Origin of the sequence: Actinomadura sp. NPDC000600 (genome assembly GCF_040492135.1) — a bacterium.
In the GTDB taxonomy this organism is placed as follows: Bacteria; Actinomycetota; Actinomycetes; order Streptosporangiales; family Streptosporangiaceae; genus Spirillospora.
On sequence record NZ_JBEUPD010000002.1, the window covers coordinates 259,135 to 274,108 of the forward strand.

Sequence of the window (14,974 nt, forward strand, 5' to 3'; positions counted from 1 at the left end):
GGCCCGTCAGTCGGCGGTGTCCGCCGGCCAGGCTGAAAGCGAGGCGTCCGTGCCCCCGCGTGACCGTACGCCGCCCCGCTCCGCCGGCGGCCGGGCCGGCCCGAAGAGCGGTTACCACGTGGAGGCGCTGGCGAAGGGCCTGCGCCTCCTCGCGCTCTTCTCCGAGCAGCGCCCGGCCATGAAGCTGACCGACATGGCCGCGGCGACGGGCCTGCCCCTGCCGACCGCCTTCCGGCTGGCCTCGACGCTGACCGCCGAGGGGTTCCTCGAACAGCTTCCGGACGGCGCCTACCGGCCCGCGCCGAAGGTGCTCACGCTCGGCTTCTCGGCGCTGCGCAGCCTCGACCTCGTCCAGCTCGCGGAGGGGCCGCTGCGCAGGCTCGCCGACGCCACCGGGCAGACGGCGAACCTCGGCGTGCTGTCGGGGGACCACGTGCTGTACCTGGTGAGGCTGCGCAACAACGACCTGGTGACGGCGAACATCCAGGTCGGGTCGCGGCTTCCGGCCGTCCGCACCTCGATGGGCAAGATGCTGCTGGCCCAGCTCGACGACGCCGAACTGAAGGACGTGCTGACCGGGGAGTCCTTCGCCGGGGCGGCCGGCCCCAACGCCGCGGCCTCGCTGGAGGCGCTCCGGCCCGAGCTGGCGGAGATCCGCGGCCGCGGCTGGGCCCTCCAGGACGAGGAGCTCGCCTACGGGCTCCGGTCCGTCGCGGCGCCCGTCCGGGACGCGTCCGGGACGGCGGTCGCGGCGGTCAACGTGGCCGTGCCCGCGATGGAGGTCCCGACGGCGCGCCTCCTGGAGGAGATCCGGCCGCTGGTGCAGGAGGCGTGCGCGGAGATCTCCCGGTTGCTGGGCGGACGCTGACGCCGTTCACTCCCCGGAGGGCGGAAGGCCGTCACGGGCCGGCCCCGCGACGAACCGCTGGGTCATGCCCCCCACGCCTTCCAGCTCGCTCACCAGCACGTCGCCCGGCCGGATGAACCGCTTGGGCGAGCGGGCGTTCCCGACGCCGGCCGGCGTCCCGGTGAAGACCAGGTCGCCCGGGAACAGCCGGCAGATCCGCGACAGCCGGACGAGCAGCTCCGGGACGCTGTAGATCATCGCCGAGGTCCGCGCGCTCTGCACGGTCTCGCCGGAGAGGCTGCACGAGATGGCGAGGTCGGACGGGTCGTCGAACTCGCTCAGGGTGGCGAGCCAGGGGCCGGTCGGGCCGAAGTTCGGGAACGACTTGGCCAGGCTGAACTGCGGCCTGGGCCCGGCGAGCTGCGAGGTCCGCTCGGACAGGTCCTGTCCGAGCGTGATGCCCGCGACGTAGTCCCAGGCGTCCACCGGATGGACGCCGCTGCTCTCCCGCGCGACCGCCACCACCATCTCGACCTCCCAGTCCACGGTGGCGGACGGCAGCTCGACCTCGCAGTAGGGCCCGGCCAGGCAGCTCGGGAACTTGGTGAACGTCACGGGAGCCGACTCGGGCGGGTACCCGGCCTCGCTCGCGTGCGCGGCGTAGTTGACGCCGATGGCGAACACCTGGGCCGGACGCGGCACCGGCGGGCCGAGGTCCTCCGGAGCGAACGGCCTGCCCTGCTCCGGGTCCAGGGACCACGCCGCCCATTCGCAGAACGCGCGCCACCGGCTGAAGACGGCCTGCGGGTCGGCGGGGAACCGGCCGCCGCTCGCCTCGGCGACGTCCACGGCGAGGTCACCGGAGGCGCCCTCGACGATGACCGCGGCCCGCCCGTCCAGGTTGGCGAACCTCACCAGTCGACCCGCTCCGGCGGAGCCTCGCCGTGGGCGTCCTGCCAGGAGACCACGGGGTTGCGCAGTGTCCCGACGCCCTCGATCTCGGCCTCGACGACGTCGCCGGGCCGCAGGTAGAACGCGAACGGGTCCGGCTGGACGGCGGCGACGCCCGACACGGTGCCCGTCGTGATGATGTCGCCCGCGCTGTAGGTCTGCGGCGAGTGGTAGGCGACCAGGTGCGGGATCGACACGCGCATCTGCTTGGTGTGCCCGGTCTGCCGCCTCTCGCCGTTCACCCGCAGCTCCATGGCGAGGTCCTGCATGTCCTCGATCTCGTCGGCGGTGACGATCCACGGGCCGATCGGGCAGAACGTGTCGATGGCCTTGCTGAACGAGAACACCCCCGACTCCATCTCGCGGCGCTGGATGTCGCGGGCCGTGACGTCGTTGAAGACGGTGAACCCGGCGATGTGCTCCAGCGCCTGCTCGGGGCCGAAGAACTTGCCCGGCTTGCCGATGACGACGGCCAGCTCCAGCTCGTAGTCGAGCTCCCGGGTGAGGTGCTCGGGGTACACGATCGGGTCGTCCGGCCCGATGATCGCGTCCACGTTCTGGAAGAACACGATGCCCTTGTGCACCGGGTGCGACCAGTTGACCGCCTGGAGCTCCTCGTGGTGGTCGGCGAAGTTCCCCGCGGTGTGGAAGAACTTCTTCGGCCGGATGGGCGCGCGGAGCCGGACGTCCGCCAGCCTCAGCCGCTCCCCGGTCTCGGGGGCGGTGCCGCCGCGCTCGAAGAACGCCCGCGTGGACGGCACGTCGAGCTCGATGACGTCCTCGCCGTCCAGCCGGCCGACCCGGCCCTCGTCGAACGTGATCAGTTTCAAGATGGGTTCCTCTCAGGCCCCGGCGCCGCCGGTCCGGGCTCGGCGCCGGCGGATCAGGCGCCGACCATGTTGAAGCCGCCGTCGGCGAGCATGTAGGCGCCGGTGATGTGGGAGGCGTCCTCGGTGGCGAGGAACAGCGCCGTGCCCGCGACCTTCTCGGGCGGCGGGATCGTGCCCAGCGGCGTCTGCGCGATGAGCTTCTCGCGGCGCCCCGACTTCCAGTCCTCGCGCTCCAGCGTGGCGCCGGTCTCCATGAAGCCGGGCGCGAAGGTGTTCACGCGGACGGCCGGCGAGAACGCCGCCGCGTACGACTTGGTGATGCCGAGCAGCCCGTACTTGGCGGCGGCGTACTGGGGGGCCCGCGCGCTGCCCCGCACGACCACCGTCGACCCGATGTTGATGATCGAGCCGTGGCCCTGCTCCAGCATGCGGGAGCCGAACTCGTGCGTCATGAGCAGGGTGCCCTTGACGTCCACGTCGATGACGCGGTCCAGCGACTCCTGGGTCAGCTGCCGCCACGACATCTGCTCGGTCGCGACGTCCCCGACGTTGTTGACCAGGACGTCCAGCGTGCCCGCCCACGCGAAGACCTCGTCGGCGAGGCGGCGGATCTCGTCCCAGGACGAGATGTCCGCCTGCACGACGAACGCCTCGCCGCCGGCCTCCCGGACGCGCTCCGCCGTGCGCTCGGCGCCCTGCTTCGAGCTGTTGTAGTGGACGCCGACCCGGGCGCCCTCCTGCGCGGCCCGGACGGCGATCTCCGCCCCGAACCCCGTCCCGGCCCCGGTGACCAGCACCGTCTTCCCGGCGAACCGAGGGAAGATGCCCTCCTGCGTGCTCATGCGTTCTCCTCTGATCAGACGAGAGTGCGGCCACCGTCGACGTACATGACGTGCCCGGTGATGAAGGCCGCGTGCGGCGAGGACAGGAACAGTATCGGGCCGACGATCTCCGCTGCGGTGCCCAGCCGCCCGGCCGGGACGAGGCGCACGAGCTCCTCGCGGACGCCCGGCTGCGCGAGGTATCCGGCGGTCAGCGGCGTCTCGACGTAGCCGGGCGCGACCGCGTTGACCGTGACGCCGTGGCACGCCCACTCGGCCGCCATGACCCGCATCATCTGGTTCATTCCGCCCTTGGACGCGGCGTACGGGCCGTGCTTGCGGTGCGCCAGGTGCCCGGACACCGAGGACAGGAGCACGATGCGCCCGCCGCCTGCCTCCACCATGTGCCGCCCCGCCGCCTGCGCCGCGCCGAACGCGGTGGACAGGTTGGTGCGCAGCACCCGGTCCCACTCGTCCTCGGTGAAGTCGAGGATCGGGCGCCGGTCGTTGACGCCGACGCAGTGCAGGAGCACGTCCAGCCCGCCCATCGCCTCCACCGCCCGCCGGACGGCGTCGGCTCCGGCGCCCGGCTCGGCCAGGTCGGCCGCGAACGTGTGCGCGCCGGTCCCGTCCGGGCCCGGGGGCAGAGCGTCCAGCCGCGCGGGGTCGCGGTCGACCACCGTGACGACGGCCCCGGCTCGGAGATATCCCCGAACGCACTCCGCGCCGATCCCGCCGGCACCGAGCACGAGTACCCGAGCGCCCCGCAGCCCAGGCCAGTCAGCCGCCGCGTCCGACGCACCATGAGCCGCCGCGGACCCGTCAGCCACGTGTTCCACCTGTCACTTTCGCTTAATGAAAGCCGCTTTCATGTTGTGTCGAGTATCCGAGGACCCGCAACCCGCCGTCAAGAGGCCTGGCTGGAGCCTTCGGGGGTGCGGGGGCCTTGACCCGGCAAATGAACGCTCGTTTAATTTCGGTATGGGACGCATTGCCGGCGTCACGCGCGCGGAGACGCGCGAACGGCTGCTGAGCGCGGCGGCCGACGAGTTCGCGCGGCGCGGGTACGACGGGACGCGCGTCGCCGACATCGCGCGGGCCGCCGGCGTCAGCAACGGCGCTCTGTACGCGCACTTCGACTCGAAGGCGGAGCTGCTGGTGGCGGCGCTGCGTGCGCACGGGCGGCGGCTGCTGGCCGAGCTGTTCGCCGCCGAGCCCGACCGCCCGGTCGTCGAGCTGCTGCTCACCATGGGGCGGTGGCTGCCGAACCGCCGCGACGCCCGCGCCCACCTCGTCGTGGAGGCCCTCGTCGCGGCCCACCGGGACGAGGACGTGGCCCGTCCCATGCGCGACTACGTCGGAGAGCGCGCCGAGTGGCTCGCCGGGCTGATGCGCATCGCCCAGGCGGGCGGGGAGATGGACCCGGCGCTCTCCCCGAACGCGCTCGCCCACCTCTGCCTGCTGCTCGGGATGGGGAGCGCCCTCATCCCGCGGGACATGCACGCCGTCGGGGACGAGGAGTGGGTCGCGCTGCTCGCGCGGATCGTGTCCGCGCTCGCGCCGCCCGGAACGACAGGGGGAGGAACCCAGTGAAGGTGCAGATCGACCCGAAGCGCTGCCAGGGGCACGGCCGCTGCTACGACCTCGCCCCCGGCCTGTTCGGCGAGGACGACGAGGGATACGGCGTCGTCCTCGGCGACGGAGTCGTCCCCGAGGGCGGGGAGCACGAGGCCCGCCTCGCGGTCGCGAACTGCCCCGAACGTGCGATCGACGTCCTCGGGGAGGCGTGAGATGACCGCGGACGACCGCTTCGGCAAGGACTTCCGGGACGAGCGGGCCAGTCGTCCGCTCGGCACGCGCAACGAGGTCGTCACCGGCCCGGTCTCCGACTGGGCGACCGACTTCTCCCACCTGGAACCGGAGTGGGCCGCCGACCCGTACCCGATCCAGGACGACCTGCGGCGGCGCTGCCCGGTCGCGCGGACCGAGCGGTTCGGCGGCGGCTGGCTGCCGACCCGCTACGAGGACGTGGCGGCGGTCGCCTACGACACCGAGCGGTTCACCTCCCGCTCGGTCGTCATGAGCAACTTCCGGCCGCCGCGCGAGGTGGAGCCGGTCGGCGTCACGCCGCCGATCTCGTCCGACCCGCCGTTCCACCACGACGCGCGCAAGCTGCTGCTGCCCGCGTTCAAGAAGTCGGCGGTGGCGCGGCTGGAGTCCGCGACCAGGGCGTACTGCCACGAGCTCATCGACTCCTTCGAGGGTCGCGAGACGGTGGACGCCGCGCAGGAGTACGCGCAGCACATCCCGATGCGGGTCATCGCCGACATGCTCGGCTTCCCGCCCGAGGACGGCCCCCGGTTCCGCGAGTTCGTCGAGAACACCCTCGAAGGAGTCAACCTCCCCCCGGACGAGCGCATCGCGCGCATGGACAAGCTGTTCGACTACCTCCTGGAGCAGATCCGCGACCACGTCGCGAACCCGCGCGACGACCTCACCACCTATCTGATCGAAGCCGAGCTGTACGGGCGCAAGCTCGACCCGTCCCACGTCTCGGGGACGATGGCGCTGCTGCTCATCGCCGGGATCGACACGACCTGGAGCGCGATCGGCGCCTCGCTGTGGCACCTGGCGAGGACGCCGGCGGACCGCGAGCGCCTCGCCGCCGACCGGTCGCTGCTGCCGACCGCGATGGAGGAGTTCCTGCGCGCCTTCGCGCCCGTCACGATGGCGCGCCTCGTGAGGGAGGACATGACCTGGCGCGGCGTCGAGATGAAGGCCGACGACTGGGTCCTGCTGTCGTTCCCCGCCGCCAACCGCGACCCGGCCCAGTTCGACCGCGCGGACGAGATCGTCATCGACCGCGAGGTGAACCGGCACGCCGCCTTCGGCCTCGGCATCCACCGCTGCGTCGGCTCGCACCTGGCCCGCATGGAGCTGCGCGTGGCGCTCGACGTCTGGCTGGAGCGCGTCCCGTCCTTCGCCCTGGCCGACCCGGCGGCGGTCACGTGGGCCGCCGGCCAGGTCCGCGGCCCCCGCACCCTCCCCGTCCGCATCACGTAAGGCGTTCGGCCAGCCGGGGGAGCAGGCGCAGGGCGTTCCCCCGGTCGACGGCGCGGTGGGCGCGCTCGTCCAGCACCGGGTCGCGGTCGAGGTCCCGGGTGTTCAGCGCGACCTCGCGGGCGGAGTTCGCGGGCCAGTCGGTGCCGAACAGGACGCGGTCGGCGCCGACGGCGGCGATCAGGGACGGTGCGGCGTACGGGGACACCGGCAGGGCCGTGTCGTAGTGGAAGCGGCGGAGCGCCGGACGCATCCGCGCCGGGAGCGGGCCGCCGTCCTCCCGGGCCGAGCGCTCGGCGCGTCCCGCCATGTACGGCAGGAACCCGCCGCCGTGCGACAGGACGACCGACACCCCCGGGTACCGGTCGAGGGTCCCGGCGGCGATGAGGTTGAGCGCGGTGCGGGTGGTGTCGAGCAGGTAGTCGGCGAGCCAGTCCCCGACGCCCGGCGCCTCGGGCAGGCCCTTGGGGGCGACCGGGTGGACGAACACGACCGCGCGGCGCTTGTCGAGCTCGGCCCAGAGCGGGTCGAACATCGGCTCCCCCAGGTAGTGCCCGGCGGCCGAGGTGTTGAGGAGGACTCCGTCCGCGCCCAGGTCGTCCAGCGCGTGGGCGAGCTGCCGCACGGCGAGGTCCGGGTGGAGCATCGCCACGTTGGCGAAGAAGCCGAACCTCGTGGGGTGCTCGCGCACCAGCTCGGCCAGCGACTCGTTGCACACCTGGACGCCCGAGGCGGCGATCCCCCGGTCCAGGAACACCTCGGCGGGCACCGGCGCGGACGCCACCCCGGCGGCGATGCCGTTGGCGTTCATCGTCCGCAGGGTGCTCGGCAGCGTCCACTGGGCCCAGGACGGTCCGCCGGTCGGCGGGAGGAGGCCCTGCTCGACCGCCCACTCCCGCATCCGGGGCGGGACGGCGTGATGGTGGGTGTCGATCCTGCCGCGCGGCCGCCGGGGGGCGGCGGCCGCCTCACCTGCCGGAACGGCGGCCGCGGCCATCGCCAGGCCGGCCACCTGCAGGGCGCGGCGGCGGGTCGTCTCGGGCATGCGCGTCTCCCTCACTCGTTCGATGCGCCGCCCACCAAGCTCTCTCATACGAGAAAGTCTCAAGTGGGACTATATCAGAGGCCCCTAAACTGGGGCCATGCTCGACGACCTGCTCGAACGGCTCCTGTCCGAGGACGGCGACCCCGCCGTCCGGCACGTGGGGCTCGGCATGCTGCTGGCCTCCGCGCACAACCGGAGCCGGGCGAGCATGAACGGCGAGCTGGGCCGGCTGGGGATCGACGTGCGCGAGTTCAGCATGCTGCTGGCGCTGGAGATGTACGGGCCGTCCAGCCAGCGGCGCCTCATCGACCTCACCGGCATCGACAAGTCCACGATGGTGCGCATCGTCGACGAGCTGGAGGACGGCGGCCTGGTCCGGCGCGAGCGCGCCCCGCAGGACCGCCGGGCCCACTCGATCAGCCTGACCCCGGACGGGACGCGGACGCTGGAGAGCGCCCGGCGCGCGGGGGCCGACGTGGGCGAACGGCTCTTCGGCCACCTGGACGGCGACGACCGGGACCGTCTCGTGGACCTGCTTCGCCGGATCGCCGAGCACGCGGACGAGGGCTGACCGGTCCCGGCACCGCACCGGCGCCGCGGGTGGGTGCGTGTCGTATACGAGGGCTGTGGCGCTGAGTAAGAGAGAGGTCACGCGGTATAGAAGCTCGCAGCGCCGTACAGGAGAGTGCACATGATCCTTATGCCGGGCCGGTCGTCATGAGCAGCGCGGACGAGGTCGTCGTCCACGAGACGCTGCCCGTACGCGTCCTGGTCGGGCCGGGTGCGAGCGATCTCGTCGCGGACGAGGTCGCGCGGATCGGGGCGGAGAGGGTGCTGCTGGTCGCGGCGCCGTCCGCCGCCGGGCCCGCCGACCGGATCGCCGGGGCGCTCGGAGGACGGCTCGCGGCGCGCTTCGACCGTCCGGCGCCGCACACCCCGGTCGCCGTGACGGCGCGCGCCATGGAGGACGCCGCGGGCGCGGACTGCGTCGTCGCGGTCGGCGGCGGCTCCGCGATCGGCCTCGCCAAGGCGGTGTCGGCGCGGACGGGGATGCCGCAGGTCGCCGTGCCCACCACCTATGCGGGCTCCGAGATGACGCCCGTGCTGGGCGAGACCGAGGACGGCGTGAAGACCACGCGCCGCGCCCCCGGCCTGGCTCCCGGCACGGTCGTCTACGACCCGCGCCTCACCCTGGGCATGCCGTCCGGCCTGACCCGGACCAGCGCGATGAACGCGCTCGCCCACGCCGTCGAGGCCCTGTGGGCGCCGGACGCCACGATGGTCACCGACGCGCTGGCGGCCGAGGCCGTCGCCGGCATTCTGGGCGCGCTGCCCGAGGTGCTGGACGACCCGACCGGAATGGAGGGGCGCGCGCGCCTCCAGTCGGCCGCGTGGCTGGCCGGGATCTGCCTGGCGCAGACCCGGATGGGGCTGCACCACCAGCTCGCGCACGTCCTCGGCGGCGCGTTCGGTCTCCCGCACGCCGAACTGCACACGATGCTGCTCGCGCACGTCATGGCGTTCAACCTGCCGTCGGCGCCCGCCGCCTCGGCCCGGCTCGCCCGGGTGGCCGGGCCGGACCCGGTCGCCGTCGTCGCCGCGCTGGCCCGTGCGCACCGGGGCCCGACGCGGCTGTCCGCTCTGGGCGTCCCCCGCGAACGGCTCCGCGAGATGGCCGGGCGGGTGGCGGCCGATCCCTACCCCAATCCCCGGCCGCCGGACGCCGACGCGGTCGCGGAACTGCTCGACGCGATGTGGTGAACGGCCCGGTCCGCGCAAGTACTTGATCACGATCGTGTCGTTCCGCTGCCGTGGTCCGGTCGTTGCCCTACGCTCACACCTCATGCGTGGACCATTGGTGCGAATCACGTCCGTCCTGCTTGCCGGGACGTCCCTGCTCGCCGCTCCCGCCGCGCACCCCGCGGCCATGGCCGCCGCCAAGGCAGGCGCCGCCAAGACCGACCTGGGCAAGGACCTCGACGCCATACTCGCCGACGGCCGCCTCGAAGGCGCGACCGTCGGCGCGGTGGTGCGGGACGCCCGGACGGGCGCCGTCCGCTACTCGCGCGGCGCGACGGCGCAGGTGATGCCCGCCTCGAACATGAAGCTCTACACGTCGGGCGCGGCACTGTCGCTGCTCGGCCCCGGGTACCGGTTCCGCACCGGCGTGTACGCCCGTGGAGTGTCCGGCTCGACGGTCAGGGGCGACCTCTACCTCAGGGGGACCGGCGACCCGACGACGCGGGCCGCCGACTACGACCGGCTCGCCGCCCAGGTGGCGGCGCGGGGCGTCCGGCGCGTCGAGGGCGACCTGGTCGCGGACGACACCTGGTTCGACGCCGTCCGCACGCCCTCCCACTGGGACCCGACGGACCTGCAGTACTACTACGCCGCGCAGACGTCCGCGCTGACCGTCGCGCCCAACACCGACTTCGACGCCGGGTCGGTCGAGGTGTCGGTGCGGCCGGGCGGCGCCGAGGGCGACCCGGTCGAGGCGGGGCTGTCCCCGGCCACCCGCACCGTCAAGATCGACAACAGGGCGGTCACGGGCGCGCCGGGGTCGCCGTCCACGCTGGCGGTGAACCGGGCCGTCGGCAGCGACACCATCGTGGTGAGCGGCTCGTACCCGGCGGGCGCCGCGCCCTACACGACCCTGCGGACGGTCGACAATCCCACCCTGTACGCGGCGGACGTGTTCCGGAGCGCGCTCCAGGCCCACGGCGTCGAGGTCGAGGGCGTCACCGAGCGCGGCAGGACACCGCGGGGCGCCGCCGCGCTCGCGGTCCGCTCCTCGATGCCGCTGTCGCGGCTGATGGTGCCGTTCCTCAAGCTCAGCAACAACATGGTCGCCGAGACCCTGGTCAAGGCCATCGGCCGGGAGAGGGCGGGCATGGGGAGCTGGGAGGCGGGGCTGCCGGTGATCGAGAGGTATGCCGGCCGCCAGGGCGTCCCCACCGGACGGCTGGAGATGGCCGACGGCTCCGGGCTGTCGCGCGAGAACCGCACCACCGCGCAGGACGTCAGCACCATCCTGAAGAAGGCGCAGAGCGCGCCCTGGTTCCCCGCCTGGTACCGGGCTCTGCCGGTCGCCGGGGACCCGGACCGCCTGGAGGGCGGCACGCTGCGGTCGCGGATGCAGGGCACCCCCGCCGCGGGCAACGTGCACGCCAAGACCGGCACGCTGACCGGCGCCTCCGCGCTGTCGGGCTACGTCACCGACCCGTCCGGGCGGCGGCTGGTCTTCTCGGTCGTGCTGAACGGCTACCAGGGCGCCGCGCCCAAGGACATCGAGGACAGGATCGCGGTCCGGCTGGCCGGGGGAGACCCCGCCGCCGTCCGGACGTTCCGCGTCTCCGGGAACTCCCCGCAGCTGGAGTGCTCCTGGATCGGGCGCTGCTGACCACTGACGCCGTTGACCGCCGACCCCGCTGACCGCCGGCGAGGCGCGTCCCGCTGACGGCGGAACGCGCCCCGCCGGCGCGGGTCATCCCTGGTCTCTGGGGACGTAGAGGCGGATGTCGTCGACGAACGCCTCACCCTCGTAGTAGTTCAGGTGCGGGTCGCCGATGATGAAGGAGTCGGGGTAGGCCGAGCCCTTCGGCCAGCTGTGCTCGGTCGTGTACGTCCCGGCCGGGCCCTTGTGGACGAGCCTGCGGTCGAACCGGCCGTCGTACTCGCCGGGCGTCTGGTTGTAGTGCCAGATCGGGCGCCCGTTCTCCACGAAGTCGTGGTGGACGCGCAGCGTGGTCTGCCCGGTGTGCAGGAACGGGCCGCTCATCTCCAGCGTGTACCCGGTCCGGTCGCGCTCGATGGCGAACCGGTAGGCGGCCTTCGGCAGCAGCTCCGGCCGCAGCTCGGCGCTGGTCAGGTGCCCCTCGAACCGGCCGCCCGGCCCGTACCGCCGGTCCATGGACGCCTCTCCGCAGGCGGTCTTGGCGTAGTACTCGTTGCTGATGTTGTTGTTGGCGGTCTCGCGGAACAGGTCGCCGCGCGGGAACAGCGCGTTGACGCCGTTGAAGGTGCCCTCGAACGTCCGGTACATCTTCCGGGTCTTCGGGTTGCAGGTCGCGGCGTTCTTCCAGCGGGCGTCGTCGCTGTAGTAGCCGTCCATGATGACCTTGCGCCGGAAGTGGATGCCCGGGTTGCCGTGCGGCGCCGGGGTCGCGTAGTCGAGGATCGTCAGGTAGTAGAACCCGTTCTCCCGCGTCACGTCGGGGTACTGGCACCGAGACCTGCCGGGCAGGGCGCCCTGGAACGTCCACGGGTACCGGGTCTTGCACGGCTCCATGGTGTATCCGTTGTGCCTGCCGTCGTAGTCGAACGTGCCGTTCCGCTTGCCGCCGAACTGGATGCCGCGCAGCGTCATCTCCACCCGGTAGTACCGGGGCAGCGGGCGGGTCGGCCGGATCAGCACCCCCGCGTCCCAGCTCGGCTCGGAGATCCGCCCGGCGGTCCGCCCGCCCGGCAGCGACACGGCCGACAGGCCGGGCCGGGAGTCGGGGCGCCCGTCGCGGTCCTTGTCGACGGCGGCGACCTCCGCCGTCAGCCACCCCCGCTCCCCGAAGGCGACGCGCTTGCGGAACACGTTGAGGGTCTTCATCTGCCGTTCGAACAGCGGCCCGCTGAGCCTCCGCCACGCCTCCCCGTCGTCGTCGAACGCGTCGACGTGCCACGGGCTGCGCGGCCCCTGCGGGTCCAGCCGCCACGGCGCGCCGTCGACGCGCAGCGGCCGGTCGAACCGCTCCCGGGCGACCAGCTTCCACTGGCCGCCCGCGGAGGCTCCGACCGGCCATCCCGCGGCCGCGATCGCGACGGCGGCCGCTCCCACGGCCACGCCCGCCACTTTCCTGCTCATCCTCAAGACGCACACCCTCCCCGTGGAGCGCGACCGCGCTCCGTCCCTGGACGTCGCAACGCACGGGGATTATATGAATACAGAGAGTGACGATCGGGGAGGCTGGCCCTGAGCGGGTCAGCGCTGGGACAGGTAGCGCTCGGCGGTCTCACGCAGGCGCGCGTGGATCCCGTCGTAGGCGGAGACGCCCGGCAGAGCGGTCTTGGGGAGCTTCGCGAGCATCGTGTAGTTGGTGTCGACGACATTGCCGGCCGGGGCGAGCCCCGCCTGGCTGACGAGCTGGTAGGCGTCCAGTTCGTCCAGGCCGAGCAGCGCGGACGTCCAGGTGACCAGGTCGTGCTGGCTGATCCGGAACGCGTCCTCCAGCGGGCGGGCCGAGCCGGTCGACATCAGGTGGAGGTCGTCCTCCAGGCGCGGCCACGCGGGCGCCGCGCCCTTGACCAGGTCCACGACCACGACGGTGTTCATGGCCGCCTCCACGGCGGTGCCGCAGACCTCGCCCTCGCCCTGGCGGCAGTGGCCGTCGCCGATCGAGATCATCCCGCCCGGCACGTTGACCGGGAAGTACGCCGTGGTGCCCGCGCGCATCTCCGGGGTGTCCATGTTGCCGCCGTGCGCCCCCGGGGTGATGCTCATGATCACCTCGTTCGCGGCCGGGGCCACGCCCACGGTGCCGTGCATGGGGTCGAGCGGCAGCTCGATCTCCAGGTCGCTGGCGCGGGCCCGGAAGCGGCAGATCCCGCGTTCGGCGTCCACGTCGTACATCCACACCCGCTCCGGCAGAGCTGGGTGCAGCATCGCCGTCGTGTGCGTCGCGGTCAGCGCCCCGAAGTGCGGGAAGGTGGACGAGACCGCCCAGTCGCGGGCGGGGCGGATGTCCACGAAGTGCACCGCCACCGCGTCCCCGGGCTCGGCGCCCGCCACCGCGATGGGGCCGGTGACGGGGTTGAGGTAGGGGAAGGCGCACACCTGGCTCGGCAGGTCGTCCACCCCGCGGACCGCGCCGCCGAAGCAGTCCTCGGTCGTCAGCTCCACGACGGTGCCGGGCGCGACGGTGAGCGCCGCCTCCCGCCCGCCGAACGCGAAGCCGGGCTCGGTGTCCCCCATGGAGACCACGTCGAATGTCACTTCTCGTCCTCCTCTTCGATGCCGGCCAGCGCCGGACGGCGCTTCATGAGCAGCAGACCGACCAGCAGCACCACTCCGATGCCGAGCCACAGGAAGCCCAGCTCCTGCGCGGCGACCTTCGCGTTGACCACCACGTAGCCGAGGATGCCGAAGCCGATCACCGGTGCGATCAGGTGGCGCCACCAGTCCCGGCTGCCCGACCGGACGACGTAGTGGACGACGACCGAGACGTGCAGCACCAGGAACGCCGTCATGGCGCCGAAGTTGACGAGCGAGCTGAGCAGCGTGATGCCGTCCTCGCGCTGCTCCATGTAGAGGCCGAGGCCCAGCGACACGGCCGCGACCACGAGCGTCGCGTTGACCGGGACCTTCCGCCGGGGGTGCACCTTGGCGAGGAACTTCGGCAGCTGCCGGTCCCGCGCCATCGCGTACAGCAGCCGGGACGTCGCGGCCTGCGCCACCAGCGAGTTGGCGAAGCCCCACGCGATCGCGGTGGCGAGGGCGGTCAGCTTGGCCAGCCACGCGCCGCCGGCGACCCGCGCGGCGTCGTAGAAGGCGACGCCGTCCGCGTCCCCCTCCTTGATCAGCTTGTCCGGGTCGGTGACCAGCAGCGAGGCCACCCAGGTCTGGACGATGAACAGGACGCCGACCAGCAGCAGCGCGGCCACCATCGACCGCCCGATGGCGCGGGCGGACTCGCGGTTCTCCTCGGCCAGCGTGGAGATGCCGTCGAAGCCGAGGAAGCTCAGCACCGCGATCGACACGGCGCCGAACACCAGCCCCCACGAGAACGTCCCGCCGTTGTAGATCGGGGTGAGGCTCCCGCCGCCGTGGCCCTTGCCCTGGGCGAGCGCCACCAGGCCCACCACCAGGAAGATCGCCAGGATGACCAGCTCGGCGACCAGCATGATCCGGTTGATCCGCGCGGTCATCTCGATGCCGAAGAAGTTGACGACCGTGTTGAGCACGACGAACGCGATGAGCCAGAGCCACACCGGGACGCCCGGCACGAGCGAGTTCATCGCCACGCTGGCGATCAGGTACAGCAGGGACGGCACCAGCACGTAGTCGAGCAGGATCATCCAGCCGGACAGGAACCCGACCGGCGCCGTGATGCCCCGCCCGGCGTAGGTGTAGACCGACCCGGCCATCGGGAACGCCCGCGACATCTGCGCGTAGGAGCCGGCGGTGAACAGCATGGCCAGCATCCCGATCGCATAGGCGAGCGCGACCATGCCGCCCGACCCCTGGAAGACGCTGCCGAAGATGCCGAACGGCGCGATCGGCACCATGAAGATCAGTCCGTAGACCACCAGGTCCTTGAACGTGAGAGAGCGTCGCAGCTCCTGGGTGTACCCGTAGCGCTCGATGCCCTCGGGCTGCGCCGAGTCGACGGCCATGCTTCCTCCTCTGACCGCGCGGACGCGGGTGGATCCC

The 14,974-nt window shown here is 72.8% G+C and carries 15 protein-coding genes; 7 read left to right on the forward strand and 8 right to left on the reverse strand.

The annotated features are described in order from the left end of the window. Nucleotides 1–49: 49 nt before the first annotated feature. Complete coding sequence (locus tag ABWI07_RS03985) at nucleotides 50–868, forward strand: IclR family transcriptional regulator (protein ID WP_353817642.1); 819 nt, start codon at nucleotides 50–52, stop codon at nucleotides 866–868. 6 nt (nucleotides 869–874) lie between these two features. On the opposite strand, the gene ABWI07_RS03990 is transcribed toward ABWI07_RS03985, so the two are convergent. The 4 genes from ABWI07_RS03990 to ABWI07_RS04005 are packed head-to-tail and all read right to left on the reverse strand — an operon-like array spanning nucleotide 875 to nucleotide 4,288. After that, on the reverse strand, nucleotides 875–1,762 hold the full coding sequence (locus tag ABWI07_RS03990; RefSeq protein WP_353817643.1) for a fumarylacetoacetate hydrolase family protein: 888 nt from the start codon (nucleotides 1,760–1,762) through the stop codon (nucleotides 875–877). Beyond that, nucleotides 1,759–2,628, reverse strand: coding sequence for a fumarylacetoacetate hydrolase family protein (locus ABWI07_RS03995; RefSeq protein ID WP_353817644.1), 870 nt, complete (start codon nucleotides 2,626–2,628; stop codon nucleotides 1,759–1,761). The genes ABWI07_RS03990 and ABWI07_RS03995 overlap by 4 nt, the downstream gene beginning before the upstream one ends. A gap of 53 nt (nucleotides 2,629–2,681) precedes the next feature. After that, on the reverse strand, nucleotides 2,682–3,470 hold the full coding sequence (locus ABWI07_RS04000; protein ID WP_353817645.1) for an SDR family NAD(P)-dependent oxidoreductase: 789 nt from the start codon (nucleotides 3,468–3,470) through the stop codon (nucleotides 2,682–2,684). A 14-nt stretch (nucleotides 3,471–3,484) separates the two neighbouring features. Beyond that, nucleotides 3,485–4,288, reverse strand: coding sequence for an SDR family NAD(P)-dependent oxidoreductase (locus tag ABWI07_RS04005; protein ID WP_353817646.1), 804 nt, complete (start codon nucleotides 4,286–4,288; stop codon nucleotides 3,485–3,487). A 142-nt stretch (nucleotides 4,289–4,430) separates the two neighbouring features. Between ABWI07_RS04005 and ABWI07_RS04010 the strand changes: the two genes are divergently transcribed. The 3 genes from ABWI07_RS04010 to ABWI07_RS04020 are packed head-to-tail and all read left to right on the forward strand — an operon-like array spanning nucleotide 4,431 to nucleotide 6,512. Continuing rightward, nucleotides 4,431–5,042, forward strand: a complete 612-nt coding sequence (locus tag ABWI07_RS04010; RefSeq protein ID WP_149261851.1) for a TetR family transcriptional regulator — start codon at nucleotides 4,431–4,433, stop codon at nucleotides 5,040–5,042. Further along, the gene (locus ABWI07_RS04015) at nucleotides 5,039–5,239 is read left to right on the forward strand and encodes a ferredoxin (protein ID WP_149261850.1); all 201 of its coding nucleotides are present in this window, start codon (nucleotides 5,039–5,041) and stop codon (nucleotides 5,237–5,239) included. Before ABWI07_RS04010 ends, ABWI07_RS04015 begins: the two co-directional genes overlap by 4 nt. 1 nt (nucleotide 5,240) lies before the next feature. Beyond that, on the forward strand, nucleotides 5,241–6,512 hold the full coding sequence (locus ABWI07_RS04020) for a cytochrome P450 (protein WP_149261849.1): 1,272 nt from the start codon (nucleotides 5,241–5,243) through the stop codon (nucleotides 6,510–6,512). Here the strand turns inward: ABWI07_RS04020 and ABWI07_RS04025 are convergent. Continuing rightward, on the reverse strand, nucleotides 6,505–7,554 hold the full coding sequence (locus ABWI07_RS04025) for an amidohydrolase family protein (protein WP_353817647.1): 1,050 nt from the start codon (nucleotides 7,552–7,554) through the stop codon (nucleotides 6,505–6,507). The two genes, ABWI07_RS04020 and ABWI07_RS04025, sit on opposite strands and share 8 nt — an antisense overlap. Nucleotides 7,555–7,651: 97 nt before the next feature. Here ABWI07_RS04025 and ABWI07_RS04030 point away from each other — a divergent pair, with 97 nt between their 5' ends. From ABWI07_RS04030 to dacB, 3 genes are all read left to right on the forward strand, one after another. Then, nucleotides 7,652–8,125, forward strand: coding sequence for a MarR family winged helix-turn-helix transcriptional regulator (locus tag ABWI07_RS04030; RefSeq protein ID WP_149261847.1), 474 nt, complete (start codon nucleotides 7,652–7,654; stop codon nucleotides 8,123–8,125). 146 nt (nucleotides 8,126–8,271) lie between these two features. Continuing rightward, nucleotides 8,272–9,315, forward strand: coding sequence for a maleylacetate reductase (locus tag ABWI07_RS04035; RefSeq protein ID WP_149261846.1), 1,044 nt, complete (start codon nucleotides 8,272–8,274; stop codon nucleotides 9,313–9,315). Nucleotides 9,316–9,412: 97 nt separating this feature from the next. Further along, entirely contained in the window at nucleotides 9,413–10,954 is a 1,542-nt protein-coding gene (dacB, locus tag ABWI07_RS04040) for a D-alanyl-D-alanine carboxypeptidase/D-alanyl-D-alanine endopeptidase (RefSeq protein WP_353817648.1), read from the forward strand. A gap of 84 nt (nucleotides 10,955–11,038) precedes the next feature. On the opposite strand, the gene ABWI07_RS04045 is transcribed toward dacB, so the two are convergent. From ABWI07_RS04045 to ABWI07_RS04055, 3 genes are all read right to left on the reverse strand, one after another. Then, nucleotides 11,039–12,388 (reverse strand): hypothetical protein, encoded by a 1,350-nt coding sequence (locus ABWI07_RS04045; RefSeq protein ID WP_353817649.1) that lies wholly within the window; start codon nucleotides 12,386–12,388, stop codon nucleotides 11,039–11,041. Between the two features lie 138 nt (nucleotides 12,389–12,526). Continuing rightward, nucleotides 12,527–13,537 (reverse strand): acetamidase/formamidase family protein, encoded by a 1,011-nt coding sequence (locus ABWI07_RS04050; protein WP_353817650.1) that lies wholly within the window; start codon nucleotides 13,535–13,537, stop codon nucleotides 12,527–12,529. Further along, the gene (locus ABWI07_RS04055) at nucleotides 13,534–14,937 is read right to left on the reverse strand and encodes an APC family permease (protein WP_149261843.1); all 1,404 of its coding nucleotides are present in this window, start codon (nucleotides 14,935–14,937) and stop codon (nucleotides 13,534–13,536) included. Before ABWI07_RS04055 ends, ABWI07_RS04050 begins: the two co-directional genes overlap by 4 nt. Nucleotides 14,938–14,974 lie beyond the last annotated feature (37 nt).

Bases quoted from the DNA above. Each gene is read 5' to 3' on its own strand.
- ABWI07_RS04030 (WP_149261847.1), top strand. From the start codon at position 7,652: ATGCTCGACGACCTGCTCGAACGGCTCCTGTCCGAGGACGGCGACCCC.
- ABWI07_RS04025 (WP_353817647.1), bottom strand. From the start codon at position 7,554: ATGCCCGAGACGACCCGCCGCCGCGCCCTGCAGGTGGCCGGCCTGGCG.
- ABWI07_RS04010 (WP_149261851.1), top strand. From the start codon at position 4,431: ATGGGACGCATTGCCGGCGTCACGCGCGCGGAGACGCGCGAACGGCTG.
- ABWI07_RS04055 (WP_149261843.1), bottom strand. From the start codon at position 14,937: ATGGCCGTCGACTCGGCGCAGCCCGAGGGCATCGAGCGCTACGGGTAC.
- ABWI07_RS04035 (WP_149261846.1), top strand. From the start codon at position 8,272: ATGAGCAGCGCGGACGAGGTCGTCGTCCACGAGACGCTGCCCGTACGC.
- ABWI07_RS04020 (WP_149261849.1), top strand. From the start codon at position 5,241: ATGACCGCGGACGACCGCTTCGGCAAGGACTTCCGGGACGAGCGGGCC.
- ABWI07_RS04000 (WP_353817645.1), bottom strand. From the start codon at position 3,470: ATGAGCACGCAGGAGGGCATCTTCCCTCGGTTCGCCGGGAAGACGGTG.